This is a genomic window from Pseudochrobactrum algeriensis (assembly GCF_018436245.1).
GTDB classification, from domain to species: domain Bacteria; phylum Pseudomonadota; class Alphaproteobacteria; order Rhizobiales; family Rhizobiaceae; genus Pseudochrobactrum; species Pseudochrobactrum saccharolyticum.
Window position 1 is genome coordinate 930,075 of sequence record NZ_CP075361.1, and the last position, 15,300, is coordinate 945,374.

Here is a 15,300-nt window from a genome sequence, read left to right on the forward strand (position 1 = left end):
TCCTACCTTTAAATTATGAGCAGAGCTTTTACAAAAGAACAGGACGATGTTCCTTCCGGTTTGGTGGAACGTCCGGTCAGTCACCACCGCAATCTGGTTACTCAAAACGGCCTCAAGCTGATTGAGGCTGAACTGTCACGTCTGCAAACCGAACTGGGGCAGGCGACAGCCAGCGGGGACAAGGCCGCAATTGCTCATGTCTCCCGCGATTTGCGCTATTGGACAGCGCGGCGGGAGAATGCAGAACTGACACTGGCCGATAAAGACGGTGAAGTGATCCGCTTTGGTATGCAGGTCACTGTTGAGAATGAAGACGGCCGTCAGCAGAGCTGGATGATTGTCGGCGAAGATGAGGCTGATCCGTCTAAGGGCACGATTTCTCACATCTCACCGCTTGCTGTTGCATTATTCGGCAAAGGCGAAGGTGATCTGGTGACTGTGAATGGCCGCGAGCTGGAGATTATCAGCTTTAAAGCCATCAAATAGATAAGTTGCCGGCTCTGTTCAGAGCCAGCCTTTTCTGCGGAAGAAGTAAAGCGGGATCAGTGCAGAGATAATCATTAGCCCCAGTGCTGCGGGATAGCCCCATTTTTCTGAGAGCTCCGGCATGAAGCTGAAATTCATGCCGTAGATCGAAGCGATCAGTGTCGGAGGCATGAAGCCGACTGCGGCCACTGAGAAGATTTTGATAATCGCGTTTTGTTCAACCGAGATCAGCCCGACAATTGTATCGAGCAGGAAGTTGATTTTGTTGTTGAGAAAATCAACGTAATTCTCAAGCGACTGCGTATCGCGTTCCAGTGTTTTCAGCCATGCACGGGTATCTTTGGCCTGTGTCTTGGGGGAGCTGTTGGCAGTAATATAGACCAGCAACCGGCGAATGCCTGACAGGCTTTCACGCATCCTTGAGAGAAACGTACCATGGGCACCGATTTCATTGAGGATTTCGCGGAAATTCTGGGTCGACATCGGGCGTTTGTTATCAGGGCGGCGGTAAATGCGGTGTGACGCATTGTCGATTTTTTCGCTCACGCCTTCAATGAAATCCGCCAGCCGGTTGGTATTGGTCTCGATAATGCCAAGCAAAACGCAAAGGCTGTTGGTGCGGCTGTTAATCAGGCCGTTGCCGCTTTTAGCTGTGCGCGCGACATAAAGCACAAAGGATTTTGGCTGCGCATAGCGCACGCTGATGAGCAGTTTATCCGTTAGAATGAAAGTGACAGGGCTGACAATCCGGTGGTCATCTTCTGCAAGATGCAGGAATGGTGCTGTCAGATATTGCGCGCCGTTCTCACTGTAAAACCGGCTGGATTCTTCAATCTCTCCCATATCTTCCCGTGTCGGGATGGGGATATTCGCCCATTTTTCAACCTGACTTTCCTCTTCAGCAGTCGGATTGACCAGATCGATCCAGAGTGATTTTTGCAAAAGATCGTCTGTAATCTGCGTTGCAGGTTCAACCGGAATGAGAAGGTCGCCGTTGCGATAATATACAGTCAGCATCTTTGCTCAAAAATCCCTGTCAATAAAATGAAACAGCACTATAGCCGTATATATGTAAATAAGGCATGTCGATGCCGGTGACATATATCCGCCTGCTGTGGACACATCTCACGGTTAAAGATATATCAATCAGAGTTCAAATAACGGACTATAGCACCGGCGCATAAACCGGAACCGCTTTTCGCAAGGCGCGGTGCATAGTTTCAATAATTCAGAGTGTCCTTTCTGTGTCCGAACGGGTGCATGATGCTCTGAAGAAAAACAGGAATAGTAATTTCATGTCTGTCACGGGCGAGCCGCTGCTGGCTGAAGGTAATCTGCACACGATAACTGAAACAGCAGTTTCACAACCCGTTCAGTCTCAACCGGCATCATGTGCGCATCACGGCATGACACCGGTCTATCGTCTGCTTGCAGGCCTGTGTCTGGTACTGATTGCTCTGAACCTGCGTCCGTTATTCTCCAGTTTTTCAGCGCTTCTGCCTGAAATTATTGCCTCTACAGGTATCAGCTCTTTAACTGCAGGGCTGCTGACGACTTTACCGGTTTTTTGTCTGGGCTTTTTCGCGCCTCTGGCTCCAAAATTCGGTGAGCGCATCGGAATGGAGCGCACATTGCTACTGGCGGTATTGTTGCTGGCCTTCGGCACATTTCTGCGCGGCACCGGACCGGTTACGCTGATGTTTGCCGGTACTGTGCTGGCAGGAGCCTGTATTGCGACCTGTAATGTGTTGCTGCCCGGCATTGTAAAACGTGATTTTCCGGATAAAGCTGCTTTGCTGACCGGTTTTTATACAATGGCGCTGAGCGGCGGCGCGGCAATTGCCGCTGCGGTGACTTTGCCCGTTTACAGGGCGCTTGATAATTCATGGCAGCAGGCGTTGAGCCTGTGGGCGGTTCCGGCGCTGATCGTCGGTATACTCTGGGGTGTGCTGACATGGCGTGTGAAACATCAGCGGGCGGCCAATAAAAGCAAAGTCACCGGATTATGGCGTGATAAAATCGCATGGCAGCTGACCTTCTTCATGGGCTTGCAGTCATCGCTGGCTTTCACTGTGTTCGGCTGGTTATCGCCAATCCTGCGTGAGCGCGGACTGGATGGCATTACGGCTGGTGCGGTGGTTTCCGTCTCTATCGGTATGCAGCTGATTGCCTGTCTGGTTGTGCCGACAATTGCGGTGCGCTCACGCAATCAGAGTCTTTTGAATGTGATCCTGATCGCTTTTGCGACCATCGCCATGCTGGCGATGCTGTTTATGCCGCTGTGGTCGGTCTGGTATTGGGCGGTTCTGCAAGGCATCGGTCTTGGCGGACTGATTGCTGCGGCTATGACCGAAATCGTGCTGCGCTCGCCAAATCCGCGTGTGGCTTCGCATCTGTCCGGCATGGTGCAATTTGTCGGTTATATGATTGCATCGGTTGTGCCGCTGCTGATCGGCATTATCCATGATCTGACCGGAACTTACACAGCCAGTGCCATGCTGTTTGTGGCGATCGGTCTTGTGGCGGCATGGAATGGCTGGGGAGCAGGGCGGGCACTGCATGTGCAGGCCGACAGTGAGTAAATAAAAAAGCCCCTCGAAAGAGGGGCTTTTTGCTGAGGTACTGACCTTAGATAAACTGGCCGAGACCCGGAATAGAATTCACAACATCATCAACGGTCTGCGCGCCGGCTTTTTCTTTTGCGAAAGCAATGGTTTCTTTCGCCACACCGGTGATTTCACCCATGCCGAGGCCTGCGCCCATCAGCTTGGAGCCAAGACCCATAACGCCGCCCATCATATTGGAGAGGAAACCGCCTTTATCTGCCGAGGCAATCAGTTCCTGTGCGCCGGGAATACCGGCGATCAGTGCGCCGACTTTATCCTGCGGGCCTTCTTTTTCGAGAAAGGCAAGGATCAGGCCGACAGCTTTTTCTGCTGTGGCGCTATCAACACCAACATTATTGGTAATACGTGAAATCAGCTCTTCCATAATAGTCTCCCAAAAATTGACGTTTACGTAATAAGCACTCTGCCGTGATGAAATCAAGCCTGCTCTGATGCCGGTGTATCATAAAATGCAATGAACAGGCGGAAATAACCGGTGAACAGATCGTAGAATATTGTTCTGATGTTACAGGACGATTATAGATTATAATGATTTGTGCCGTGGCTCAGATTATTCGGCGTGAGAATGAACGGATGAGGAGTATGTCTATGCCTGCTGAAGGAAGCATTTTTCTGGGTGCCAGCCGTAAACCGGATAATAGTTACCAGCAACCGGAAGAACTGGCGCTGAAATATGCCAACCGGCACGGGCTTGTGACCGGCGCTACCGGTACGGGTAAAACTGTGAGTCTTCAGGTTATGGCTGAGGCTTTTTCCGCAGCCGGTGTACCGGTTTTCTGCGCGGATATTAAAGGTGATTTGTCCGGTATTGCCGCTGTTGGCGAGAAAAATGATTTCTCGGTAAAGCGTGCCGAGGAGATCCACCTTGATCCTTATGACATGCATGCGACACCGGTTATCTTCTGGGATATTTTCGGCGAGCAGGGACATCCGATCCGCGCTACGATTTCCGAAATGGGGCCTTTGCTGCTGGCTCGCCTGATGAACCTAACGGATGCGCAGGAAGGCGTGCTGAATATTGCTTTCCGTGTGGCGGATGAAGAGGGGCTTCTGCTCCTTGATATGAAGGATTTACAGTCGCTGCTGACCCATGTGGCCGAGCGCGCGCCTGAACTTTCCATCCAATATGGCAATATCAACAAGGCATCTGTCGGTGCAATTCAGCGCTCGCTGCTGGTGCTGGAGCAACAGGGCGGCACGTTCTTTTTCGGTGAACCTGCGCTGAGTATTTCTGATCTGATGCGTACAACCACCGACGGGCGCGGCCTTGTCAGTGTGTTGGCTGCTGACAAGCTGATGATGAATCCGCGGCTGTACTCCACATTTTTGCTCTGGCTGATGTCGGAGCTGTTTGAACAATTGCCGGAGGTTGGAGATCCGGAAAAACCGCGTCTGGTGTTCTTCTTTGATGAAGCGCATTTGCTGTTTGATGAGGCGCCAAAGGCTCTGCTGGATCGTATTCAGCAGGTTGTGCGCCTGATCCGCTCCAAGGGCGTGGGTGTTTATTTCGTGACGCAGAATCCGCTGGATGTGCCGGAAGTGGTGCTGGCGCAGCTCGGTAATCGTGTGCAACATGCGCTGCGTGCCTATACGCCGCGCGAGACAGCGGCGGTTAAAACGGCTGCGGATACATTCCGTCCTAATCCGGATTTCGATACATTCAAAGCGATTACATTACTGTCTACGGGGGAGACGCTGGTCTCAACCTTGCAGGCAAAAGGCATCCCTTCGATGGTGCAGCGCACTTTGATGCGTCCGCCTGCGTCGCGGATCGGGCCTTTGACAGCAGATGAGCGGGCGAAGCTGATTGCGACCAGTCCGGTATCCGGTCAGTATGACCGCGCAATTGACCGTGAATCTGCCTTTGAAATTCTGCAGAAACGGGCGCAGGAAAAAGTCGCTACAGTCGAGCAGCAACAGGCGGAGCAGGATAGCGGCAGCTGGACAGATTATCTGTCATCCACCCTTGGTGGCGGCAAGCGCGGCAGCCGTCAGACTGTTGCGGAAACCGCAGTGAAAAGTGTGGTGCGAACTGTGAGTAATTCGCTCGGCCGTGCCATTGTGCGCGGCATTCTGGGCGGTTTCAAACGCTGATTGAACTATAAGAAAAAGGCGGGCTGCTTTGCAACCCGCCTTTTTAATTGATATCAATTACATAACCAGAATTGGTGTTTTATTCGGTACGCGGTCATAGAGGTCGATCACGTCCTGATTGACCATGCGGACACAGCCGGACGAAACGGCTTTACCGATCGACCACCATTCCGGATTGCCGTGGATACGATAAAGCGTATCAACACCGTCCTTAAAGATATACAGAGCGCGTGCGCCAAGCGGATTGGTCAGTCCCGGTGCCATACCGCCATTGCGGGCGCTGTATTTTTCCAGTTCCGGCTGACGGCCGATCATATCATCCGGCGGTGTCCAGCGCGGCCATTTGCGCTTCCACTGAATAAGAGCGCGGCCTGACCATGAAAAGCCTGCACGGCCGATACCCACGCCGTAGCGCAGTGCCTGACCATCCTGCATCACCAGATAGAGAAAGCGGTTCGCGGTATCGACAACGACGGTACCCGGCATTTCACCGGTCGGGTCCTGAACGAGCTGGCGATAATATTTCGGATCAATTTTCTGAAACGGTACAGCAGGAATCGAATAGCCTTCATCTTCAACCGCCGCATACATGCTGGCATAAGGGCCGGTTGCGCCGCCATTATTGATCGGCGGGGCGACCGGAGCCGGACCGCCGGTCATGTCGATCACCGGAATATTACGGCTGATCTGCGTACAGCCTGCCAGTCCGGCAGCGGCTGTGACCGACAGCGCCGACATGAAAGAGCGGCGGGAGAAAGAATTTTCCATATTTAAACCAGTCTTTTCAGAACGTTTTTAAATTATGAGTGTGTGTCTGATACATGCAGCGCGTAAGCCCGCGTAAACAATATATTCAGACACGACCCGACAGAGCCGTTCAATCAGCGCCGTAAGGGCGAGGGACGGAACGGTATAATGGCCTGACGGCCGGAAAGATGGATCTGCCGAGAATTACGCTGTTGAAAATATGATTAGGATTCCGGCAGAACATCCCTGCATAAAGCTGGTCAAAAATTGCCACAATATGGCTAAGAACTTATGAATTTTTAAGATTACACGGATGCTTATATATCTGTTGCTGTCTTGCAACAGGAAATGTTATGTTATTACTGCACGGTTTAGGGTTTATACAATACGCTGACATTCAATGATGGTCGCTTAAGCCGCTGTCGCTCTTATGAAAACCGGTTGTGATGTAATTGTTTGGTTTTATTGCAGCTTTGACAGGGCGCTTACCCACAGTCTGATGTGATAATAATTTAAAATTTCCGTGATTTTTCGCAGAACTGTCGTTCTCTGCATTGCCCGCGTGCCTGTGTCGGCCTATGTAATACAGGCATGAAGAATTTGGGTGGCGGAAACTTGAAGCCGCCCACACCAAGAGGAGAAACACCATGGCTTTTGAATTGCCTGCTCTGCCTTATGACTATGATGCGCTTACCCCTTATATGTCCCGTGAAACCCTTGAGTTTCACCATGACAAGCATCATCAGGCCTATGTAACCAACGGCAACAAGCTGCTTGAAGGTTCGGGTCTGGAAGGCAAGAGCCTTGAAGACGTAGTTAAAGAAAGCTACGGCAAAAATCAGGCGCTCTTCAACAATGCCGGTCAGCATTACAACCATATCCACTTCTGGAAATGGATGAAGAAAAACGGCGGCGGCAACAAGCTGCCTGCTAAGCTGGAAGCTGCAATCAAATCCGACCTTGGCGGCTATGATAAGTTCCGTGAAGATTTCATCGCGGCTGGCGCCGGTCAGTTCGGTTCGGGTTGGGCATGGCTGTCGGTTAAAGACGGCAAGCTGGAAATTTCCAAAACACCAAACGGCGAAAACCCGCTGGTACACGGCGCGACACCAATTCTCGGCGTCGACGTATGGGAACATTCCTACTATATCGACTACCGCAATGCGCGTCCGAAATATCTGGAAGCTTTCGTCGACAGCATGATCAACTGGGATTATGTGCTTGAGCTTTACGAAAAAGCTTAATAATTCGGCCTGATGAAAAGCCTCCTTCGGGAGGCTTTTTTATTGTTACAAAAAATTAATCTGATGAACTGACGTTTTTATAGATATTCTAAATCGCATTACTATAATCATTCTAAATTGAGTATTGTACTGGCAATATTCAAAGAAACTCATATTCGCGATTAAAGGACGCTGTTCATGCAAAAATCTTTGGCAATCTTCTCTGCTTTATTCATGCTGACAAGTGCGGCTTCAGCGTCACCGGTGACTGACCGTCAGGCGCTGATGAAAGATGTCGGCCGCTCAATGGGCGTGCTGGGACCAATTATGAAAGGCGAAAAGCCGTTTGAAGCAGAAGCCGTTCAGGCTGCGCTTGAGCAGCTCAAAGCAGATGCCATCAAGATGGATGCAGAAAAGCTGTTCCCTAAGGGTTCAGAAAGCGGTGATACTGCTGCCGCGCCTAAAATCTGGGAAGATGAAGCCGGTTTTAAAGTTGAAATCGAGAAGTTCCGCACTGCGACTGCAGCCGCTGCGGATGCCAAACCGCAGGATGTTGATGCACTGCGTGTGAGCATGAAAGATGTTGGCGCAAGCTGCGGCACATGCCATCAGGCTTACCGCATCAAGAAATAACAGGCTTAGCCTGAAGCACATCCCGAAAATTGTTTCGGGATGTGCGTTGATTTAAAGCGATCAATATTTTCAGTCTGAAATCATATTGGAAATATTACAGGCGCTGCGCAGATTATTCCTTGCGCTTTAACAGGGTAAGAATTTGATATGAAACGTAAATTGATATCCGCAGCTTTGCTTTGTGCTGTAACCGGTGCCGGTGTTTTCTGGTTTCTGACACAGCCTGTGCATGTTGACCGCGCCGCGCTGGACAAGCTGGCGGCAGGGGATGTCAAAAACGGCGAACAGGTTTTCTATGCAGGCGGCTGCGCCTCATGTCATGCGGCTCCGGGGGCATCAGGCGATGCCAAGCTGGTTCTGTCCGGCGGGCATGAGCTGAAAACCGATTTCGGGACTTTCATAGCTCCCAATATTTCACCGTCTGCTGCCGGTATCAAAGACTGGACATTGGCCGAATTTGCCGATGCCATGCTGGAAGGTACAGGGCGTAACGGAGAGCACCTTTATCCGTCCTTTCCTTATACATCCTATACCCGCATGAAATTGCAGGATGTGGCGGATCTTTATGCCTTCATGAAAACTCTGCCGGCTTCTGATGAAGCATCAAAACCGCATGAGCTTGGCTTTCCGTTTAATGTGCGCCGCGGGCTTGGCCTCTGGAAAATGCTTTATCTGAATGATGCGCCCGCCGTTCAGCTGAATAATCCGGATGCGCAGCTGCAGCGCGGGCAATATCTTGTAGAAGCCATGGGGCATTGCGGCGAATGCCATACGCCGCGTAATGCATTTGGTGGTTCTGATACAGCGCAATGGTTGGCCGGTGCGGTTTCGGCGGAAACGGACAGTCAGGGAAAACGCGGTGTCGTGCCGAATATCACAGGCGGTGAGGGCGGCATTTCCGGCTGGAGCGCTGGTGACATTGCCTATGGTCTGGAAAGCGGATTTACACCGGATTTTGACTCGATGGGCGGGTCAATGACCGATGTGATCGCCAATACTTCAAAGCTTCAGGTTTCTGACCGCGAGGCAATCGCCGCTTATCTCAAAGCCATTCCTGCCCATAAAGATGGTTATGTTTCTCAATAGGTTAACAGTGTTTCTGCCTCACGGCTTTGTCATTATTTAAACTGGTTATTGTCCATTAGCATGATCGTGCCGGTCGGCATATTTCTGTCGGACAGAATGGAATTGCCGCATCCGGAAGAGTGTGAAGCCTGTCTGTTCGCCTGAACAGCGCATCGTTTCTGGAGGATGCAGGAATGCAAAATGATAAAAGCCGGCAGAAAAGCACTGCCTGTCGCACAGTCTATGTGACCGAACTCACCGATGGTATTCTTGATCCTGAGCGTGCCATGCTCGGGCCTGTGGCTGATGGTGGTACGATTATCGCCAATACTGCGCCCGGTTGCTGGGGGCCTATGATTACGCCCGCCATTCGCGGCGGTCATGAGGTCACGCGGCCGGTCGCTGTTGAAGGTGCTGAAATCGGTGATGCGATTGCCATTCGCATCCGCTCCATTGTTGTAACATCTGCTGCTACGGCTTCCGGTTCGGACAGTGTGGTGACAGGTCGTAATAATGGTGATCCGTTCTGCGCTGCTGTCTGTGCGGAATGCGGTACGGAATGGCCTGCCACCCATATTGAAGGCATCGGCCAGAGCGCTATCCGTTGTGATAAATGCGGAGCCGATGCCACGCCGTTTAAGATTGAAAACGGCTATACAATTGTCTTTGATGACGAGCGCAGCATTGGTGTAACTGTCGGAAAAGCCAGAGCCGAAGCCATGGCGCCGGATGCTGCAAAGATTATGGCACTGCCGGATACATCCATTCAAAATCCGGTTCTGACTTTTGCTCCCGCTGATCTGGTCGGTGTGGCCACACGTCTGCGGCCTTTCCTCGGGCAGTTGGGCACAACACCTTCAAAAGCGATGCCGGATTCCCATAATGCCGGTGATTTCGGTTCATTTTTGCTCAATGCGCCGCATAAATATGCTCTGACACCGGATGAACTGGCGCGCAACAAAACCGACGGTCATCTTGATGTAAATTCTGTTCGGCAGGGGGCGATACTGATTTGTCCGGTGAAAGTGCCGGGCGGCGGTGTCTATCTGGGCGATATGCACGCATTGCAGGGTGACGGTGAAATTGCCGGTCATACCTGCGATGTTGCAGGCGTGGTCACGCTTGAAGTGCATGTTATCAAAGGGCTGGCGATTGACGGGCCGCTGCTGTTTCCTGTGGCGGAGGATGTGCCTTATCTGGCGCGTCCTTTAAATGCCATTGAGCGCCAGCGTGCTGAGGCACTTGGCAAGGCCAATGGTGTGACAGCAATTGAGCGCGATGCACCGGTTACCGTAATCGGCAGCGGGGCTACGCTGAATGAAGCGACTGAGAACGGCCTGAAACGTGCGGCTGATCTTTTTGATGTTACTGTTCCCGAGATCATGAACCGTGCAACAATGCTTGGTGCGATTGAAATCGGCCGTCATCCGGGGATCGTCCGCGTCACCTTCCGTATGCCGCTGAAAAAGCTGGAAGAGAAGGGGCTGGCCGGTTTTGCCCGCTCACTCTATGATCTTGACTGATCTGCTTTTGCAGGTTGGGTTAAAAAGAAAAGCACCGGAATTTCCGGTGCTTTTTTATTTCAGAGGTGGGAGACGGTTATTCCCACTCCATTTCGCCTTTAATGACCTTGGCGCCAAGCTCAAGGCTGGATATGCCACCCAGATCAGGATAGCGCTTTTTCATAGCGGCAATCAGTTCTTCACTGTTTTTGGCTTTGGCCTGTTCTTCTTCAAAGGCGACAAGATAGTCTTTGGTGAAAGTAACTGCAGAAATATCGGTTTTTGAACCGGCGCTCATATGGGCAGGTACAACAATTTCAGGATTGCGTGCCGCAATGGCATCAAGGGTTTTGATCCATGCCTGACGCTGCTCTGCTTTTGGTGTGTCGGCAAGCCATACATGTTCACCGGCAGTGACCAGAACACCACCGAAAACAGCTTTCAGAGATGGTACCCAGAGATAACGGCGGTTCGGCATATTCTCCGCATCAATGATCTCGATTTTCTTGCCTTCCAGATCCAGCTCTTTGACGTCTGAAGCCTCAGGCATCACCACATCAGCCAGCGTCTGCGGGCCGTTTTCTTTCAGCTGCGGACCCCAGACTTTCAGTTTACCTTCCACATTGCCTTTAATGGCTTCAACCGTCGCCGGTGCGGCAATCACTTTTGCATCAGGAAACGCGGCTTTGACTGGGCTGAGGCTGAAATAATAATCAGGGTCGCTCTGGCTCACATAGATTGTTGTCAGTGTTTTGCCGCTTTCCTTGATTTTCTCTGCAAGAGCTTTGCCGTCTGAAAGCGTAAAGCCGCCATCCAGCAGAATCGCTTCTTTTTCGCCGGTCAGCAGAACGGGTGTGCGGAGAAAGCCGTTTTCATCTGCCTGAAAGAATTGCCAGTTCAGTGCTTTATTTTCCTGCGCATGGGCAGAGGTTACGGAGAGGGCGGAGGTTGCAAGTGTCGCCGCAAAAGCTGCTTTGCTCAGAAACTGTGTTGCTGTTTTTAAAAAAGTCATGGTCTTTTCCTTCACCGGAGGGATGATATCGGTGTTACGGAAATTAAGGAGCAAAGCGCCGCTGACAAGAAGGCATGTAGAAATCCGCAGGTTACAGCAAAGTAACCGGCTGCGGGCAAAAAGCGGAATTTCAAGGGTTTTCAGGTAATTCCGCTTTGTTTCATCACAGTGAACACAGTGTATATAGTGCTGCTTTTAGCGTTTCAGGCATTTGGCTGCGCGGGGCAGGCCTGCGCTATAGAGGCTTTGCATCGTGTAAAGCCAGCCTTTGCATTCTTCCAGCGAGGGGAAGCAGCGATAGCGGCTGATCACTTCCGGATAGTCACTGCTGACAAAGGCGCTTTCGCCAAGTCCCTGAAAAATGCCGACAATAACACCGCTGCCACGCGGAGGCGGATTGCAGCGCTGCCCTGCATATTCGCTGACATTTTTACGAACCGCGGCTTCTGCCTGCGGTGTTGAGATGGTGGTCATAGCCAGAATGCTTAAAGCGGACACGCAGAGCCGTAACCCGCTTTTGCTGAGGAAATTCAGAGACATGAATGGCATGGCTTAATCCTTTCCCGTTTTCGGAAGACATAGCAGAGCAGAATTTTCTGCTCTGCTATGTCATATCTTTATGCGCCTGTTACAGTCTGTCTGCAACCTTAAGCGCGAAAGCATAATTATAGGCGACTTCTTCCAGTTGCGAGAAACGCCCTGAAACACCGCCATGGCCTGCTTCCATATTGATTTTGAAAAGCACAGGATTGCCGCTGGTGGACTGATCGCGCAGTTTAGCAACCCATTTTGCCGCTTCCCAATAGGTAACACGCGGGTCGGTCAGGCCTGCTGTTGCCAATATCGGCGGATAATTCTGCGCCGAAACATTGTCATAAGGAGAGTAGGTGGCAATGGTGCGGTAATCCGTTTCCGATGCAATCGGATTGCCCCATTCCGGCCATTCCGGCGGGGTCAGCGGCAGGCTGTCATCCAGCATAGTATTCAGCACATCCACAAACGGCACATCGGCAATTATCCCGCCAAATGCTTCCGGAGCCATATTGGTGATAGCGCCCATCAGCATGCCGCCTGCCGAACCGCCATGGGCGATAATCCGGTCATGACGGGTGAAATTCTCTGCCACAAGATGTTTTGCTGCAGCAATGAAGTCAGTGAATGTATTGACCTTATGTTCCCGTTTGCCGTTTTCATACCAGGCGAAGCCTTTGTCTTTGCCGCCGCGAATATGGGCAATGGCATAGATAAAACCACGGTCAACCAGAGAGAGGCGTGTGGTCGAGAAACTTGCCGGAATGGAGCTGCCATAAGCGCCATAGCCATAGAGAAGACATGGAGCCGAGCCGTCCAGCGGTGTGTCCTTATGGGCGAGAATGGAAACCGGTACCAGCTCACCATCTGCCGCCGGTGCAAGGAGCCTGCGGGTGACATAATTTTCAATCACATGACCGCTTGGCACTTCCTGCGTTTTCAGCAGCACGCGTTCGCGTGTGACCATATTATAATCAAAGAGCTGGCTCGGCGTGGTCATGGATGAATAGGAAAAACGGATCACATCCGTGTCATATTCAGCGCTGCCATGCAGGCCAAGCGAATAGGCTTCTTCATCAAAAGCAATGGCATGTTCTGTCCCGCTGCTGCGCTCACGGATAACAATGCGCGGCAGGCCATTATTACGCTCCAGCCAGACCAGATGATTTTTATACGCCCCAACATCCAGAATAATCGTGCCGGATTTCTCGGCAACGACTTCCGTCCAGTTTTGTTTTTGCGGGGCACTGACCGGTGCGGACATAATCTTGAAGTCCTTTGCACCGTCAATATTGGTGAGAATATAGAAAACGTCTCCGCCTTCTGTGAGGCTGTATTCAATGCCGGTTTCGCGCGCTGCCACGAGCTGTGGCTTTGCCTGCGGATTATTGGCCGGTATCAGCCAGACTTCAGAAGTTTCATGATCCTGAATATTGATGAAAACAAAGTCATTCAGTGAACTGCCGGAAACATTCATGAAGAAACCGGCGTCTTTTTCTTCATAGATCAGCGCATCCTGATCCTGCTTGGTGCCGGTACGGTGATAGAATAATTTGGCAGGGCGATGATTATCATCCATCTGCACATAGAAAACACCCTGACTTGCTGCATCCCATACAGTTCCGCCTGCGGTGGATGTCAGCAGATCCGCACTGTCTTCCAGTGTGGAGAGATCGCGGATTTTAATGTCGTAAAATTCGGAGCCTTTGGTGTCGGCAGACCATGCCAGTGCTTTATGGTCAGGCGAATAGTCCAGTCCGCCAAGGCTGAAATAGGCAAGGGAAGCGGCCTCCTTGTCGCCGTCAATCAGAATGGTTTTATCGCCGCCATCCCGCGGGGTTCTGAAATATTGCGGATGCTGTCCGCCGGTGACATAGGAAATGCCATAGGCATAGGCACCGTCTTTGACCGGCACACTGGAGTCATCTTCCTTGATGCGGCCTTTCATTTCCGAGAACAGCTGTTTCTGCAGCTCCTGCGTATCTGCCATTAAAGCTGACTGATAGGCGTTTTCAGCTTCAAGATGCGAACGGATTTGCGCATCCAGCAGGGAGGGATCGCGTAGAACATCCTGCCAGTTGGCAGCGCGCAGCCAGTGATATTCATCATGGCGGACAATACCGTGGCGCGTGTCGCTGAACGCCTTCTTCTCAGTTGCTGGGGCGTTGTGCTTAGGGAATGAATGCTGGTTCATACTGTTTCCGGTATTGTTGCCAAGATGAGATGTAAAATTTGAGGCTGTCAGGCTTCAGTAAAATATAATGCTGTGCCGTTCATGCAGAAGCGCAGTCCGGTTGGTGCAGGGCCGTCAGGAAATACATGGCCGAGATGTGCATCACAATCGGCGCAGCGTATTTCTGTACGGTTCATACCATAGGAATGATCCTCAAAAGCGCTGACAGCTTCCGGTTCAGCCGGACGGGTAAAGCTCGGCCAGCCTGTTCCGGAATTGAATTTGTCTTCGGAGTTGTAGAGCAGACGGCCACAGCAGATACAGTGATATGTGCCGTGGAGTTTGAGATCAAAATCAGGGCTGGAAAATGCGCGCTCTGTGCCATGCTGGCGCGTGATCTTATATTGCTCCGGTGTGAGCTGCTCGCGCCATTCGGCATCGGTTTTCTGAACTTTAAGCGGGCGTTGGGGCATGTTTTTCTCGGACATGATGGTTCTCCGGCGGTTCAGCATACATTCGGAAAGTATAAGGCGTTTTCAAGCCGAATGTGCGTTATTCATAAAGGCAGGTCAAAAAGAGCAGGACTGATCTGGTTTAGTCAGGCCTGCCTGTGTGCAGAATAGTCATTTTTCCAATATATGGGGATATTAACCGCTTTTTAAAAGGTGAATATACAACCGTGTATTTTCAAAGGCATAATATGAACATACGCAGGCGTTTGATCTGCCCGTGCGGCGGATAATCTTATGAAAGCAGGTTTTTTTGCAAAAATCCTTGTATAAAATATTCGGGGCCATGAATTGCCAGAAAAATGACTTAATATAGAAATACAGGATTTTTTGATAGAATAGCAAATATCCGCAAAATTGCTTCATATCGCAGTGTTTGCTGAGTTTTACTGTAGTTTGTTTCAAGAGGCGAAATTTCACGTTTTTGGTGAATTTGTTTGCTGAAGATAGTTCCAGAAGCATGTTTTTACATTGTACTATGTGTATAACAGGCTCCGATTGATAATCTTCAGATGAGAAGAGAAATAGTTTTCTGTTTTCGACAGGTTCGCAGATATTAATTCTCGTGATCTTGAGTGTTGAAATTTAATTGTTTAGTCAAAAATTACAGCATCACTTAACAAAATCGTGAAATAAATTGACATTTTACAAATTTTACAGATATGAGAAGATGATTGCGGGTGGCAAGCTAAGGTTAA

14 protein-coding genes are annotated in these 15,300 nt (G+C 50.8%); 7 read left to right on the forward strand and 7 right to left on the reverse strand.

The window, feature by feature from the left end:
- Positions 1–15: 15 nt before the first annotated feature.
- The gene (locus KHQ09_RS06185; RefSeq protein ID WP_213597074.1) at positions 16–486 is read left to right on the forward strand and encodes a GreA/GreB family elongation factor; all 471 of its coding nucleotides are present in this window, start codon (positions 16–18) and stop codon (positions 484–486) included.
- Positions 487–504: 18 nt separating this feature from the next.
- Here the strand turns inward: KHQ09_RS06185 and corA are convergent, their stop codons facing one another.
- A complete protein-coding gene (gene corA, locus KHQ09_RS06190; RefSeq protein ID WP_213597076.1) occupies positions 505–1,503 on the reverse strand; it encodes a magnesium/cobalt transporter CorA in 999 nt (332 codons plus the stop codon).
- Between the two features lie 278 nt (positions 1,504–1,781).
- On the opposite strand from corA, the gene KHQ09_RS06195 reads away from it, so the two are divergent.
- Entirely contained in the window at positions 1,782–3,068 is a 1,287-nt protein-coding gene (locus tag KHQ09_RS06195; protein WP_238481574.1) for a CynX/NimT family MFS transporter, read from the forward strand.
- Between the two features lie 46 nt (positions 3,069–3,114).
- On the opposite strand, the gene KHQ09_RS06200 is transcribed toward KHQ09_RS06195, so the two are convergent.
- The gene (locus KHQ09_RS06200; protein ID WP_022710049.1) at positions 3,115–3,477 is read right to left on the reverse strand and encodes a hypothetical protein; all 363 of its coding nucleotides are present in this window, start codon (positions 3,475–3,477) and stop codon (positions 3,115–3,117) included.
- Positions 3,478–3,701: 224 nt separating this feature from the next.
- Between KHQ09_RS06200 and KHQ09_RS06205 the strand changes: the two genes are divergently transcribed.
- Entirely contained in the window at positions 3,702–5,207 is a 1,506-nt protein-coding gene (locus KHQ09_RS06205; protein ID WP_213597078.1) for a helicase HerA-like C-terminal domain-containing protein, read from the forward strand.
- 57 nt (positions 5,208–5,264) lie between these two features.
- Here KHQ09_RS06205 and KHQ09_RS06210 read toward each other — a convergent pair whose 3' ends face one another.
- Positions 5,265–5,975 carry a L,D-transpeptidase gene (locus KHQ09_RS06210; RefSeq protein ID WP_116089284.1) on the reverse strand — a complete coding sequence of 237 codons (711 nt, stop codon included), beginning with the start codon at positions 5,973–5,975 and terminating at the stop codon, positions 5,265–5,267.
- A gap of 626 nt (positions 5,976–6,601) precedes the next feature.
- On the opposite strand from KHQ09_RS06210, the gene KHQ09_RS06215 reads away from it, so the two are divergent.
- The 4 genes from KHQ09_RS06215 (at position 6,602) to KHQ09_RS06230 (ending at position 10,398) form a co-directional block, all read left to right on the forward strand.
- Positions 6,602–7,198, forward strand: coding sequence for a superoxide dismutase (locus KHQ09_RS06215; RefSeq protein ID WP_022710046.1), 597 nt, complete (start codon positions 6,602–6,604; stop codon positions 7,196–7,198).
- Positions 7,199–7,375: 177 nt separating this feature from the next.
- The gene (locus KHQ09_RS06220) at positions 7,376–7,810 is read left to right on the forward strand and encodes a c-type cytochrome (RefSeq protein WP_022710045.1); all 435 of its coding nucleotides are present in this window, start codon (positions 7,376–7,378) and stop codon (positions 7,808–7,810) included.
- A 147-nt stretch (positions 7,811–7,957) separates the two neighbouring features.
- Positions 7,958–8,896 carry a cytochrome c gene (locus KHQ09_RS06225; RefSeq protein ID WP_213597080.1) on the forward strand — a complete coding sequence of 313 codons (939 nt, stop codon included), beginning with the start codon at positions 7,958–7,960 and terminating at the stop codon, positions 8,894–8,896.
- A gap of 173 nt (positions 8,897–9,069) precedes the next feature.
- The gene (locus tag KHQ09_RS06230) at positions 9,070–10,398 is read left to right on the forward strand and encodes an acetamidase/formamidase family protein (protein ID WP_213597082.1); all 1,329 of its coding nucleotides are present in this window, start codon (positions 9,070–9,072) and stop codon (positions 10,396–10,398) included.
- A gap of 76 nt (positions 10,399–10,474) precedes the next feature.
- On the opposite strand, the gene KHQ09_RS06235 is transcribed toward KHQ09_RS06230, so the two are convergent.
- From KHQ09_RS06235 to msrB, 4 genes are all read right to left on the reverse strand, one after another.
- The gene (locus KHQ09_RS06235) at positions 10,475–11,389 is read right to left on the reverse strand and encodes an MBL fold metallo-hydrolase (protein WP_213597084.1); all 915 of its coding nucleotides are present in this window, start codon (positions 11,387–11,389) and stop codon (positions 10,475–10,477) included.
- A 195-nt stretch (positions 11,390–11,584) separates the two neighbouring features.
- Positions 11,585–11,938 (reverse strand): metallophosphoesterase, encoded by a 354-nt coding sequence (locus KHQ09_RS06240; RefSeq protein WP_420801433.1) that lies wholly within the window; start codon positions 11,936–11,938, stop codon positions 11,585–11,587.
- Between the two features lie 79 nt (positions 11,939–12,017).
- Positions 12,018–14,114, reverse strand: a complete 2,097-nt coding sequence (locus KHQ09_RS06245; RefSeq protein WP_213597086.1) for a S9 family peptidase — start codon at positions 14,112–14,114, stop codon at positions 12,018–12,020.
- Positions 14,115–14,161: 47 nt separating this feature from the next.
- A complete protein-coding gene (msrB, locus tag KHQ09_RS06250) occupies positions 14,162–14,581 on the reverse strand; it encodes a peptide-methionine (R)-S-oxide reductase MsrB (RefSeq protein ID WP_213597088.1) in 420 nt (139 codons plus the stop codon).
- Positions 14,582–15,300: the final 719 nt, after the last annotated feature.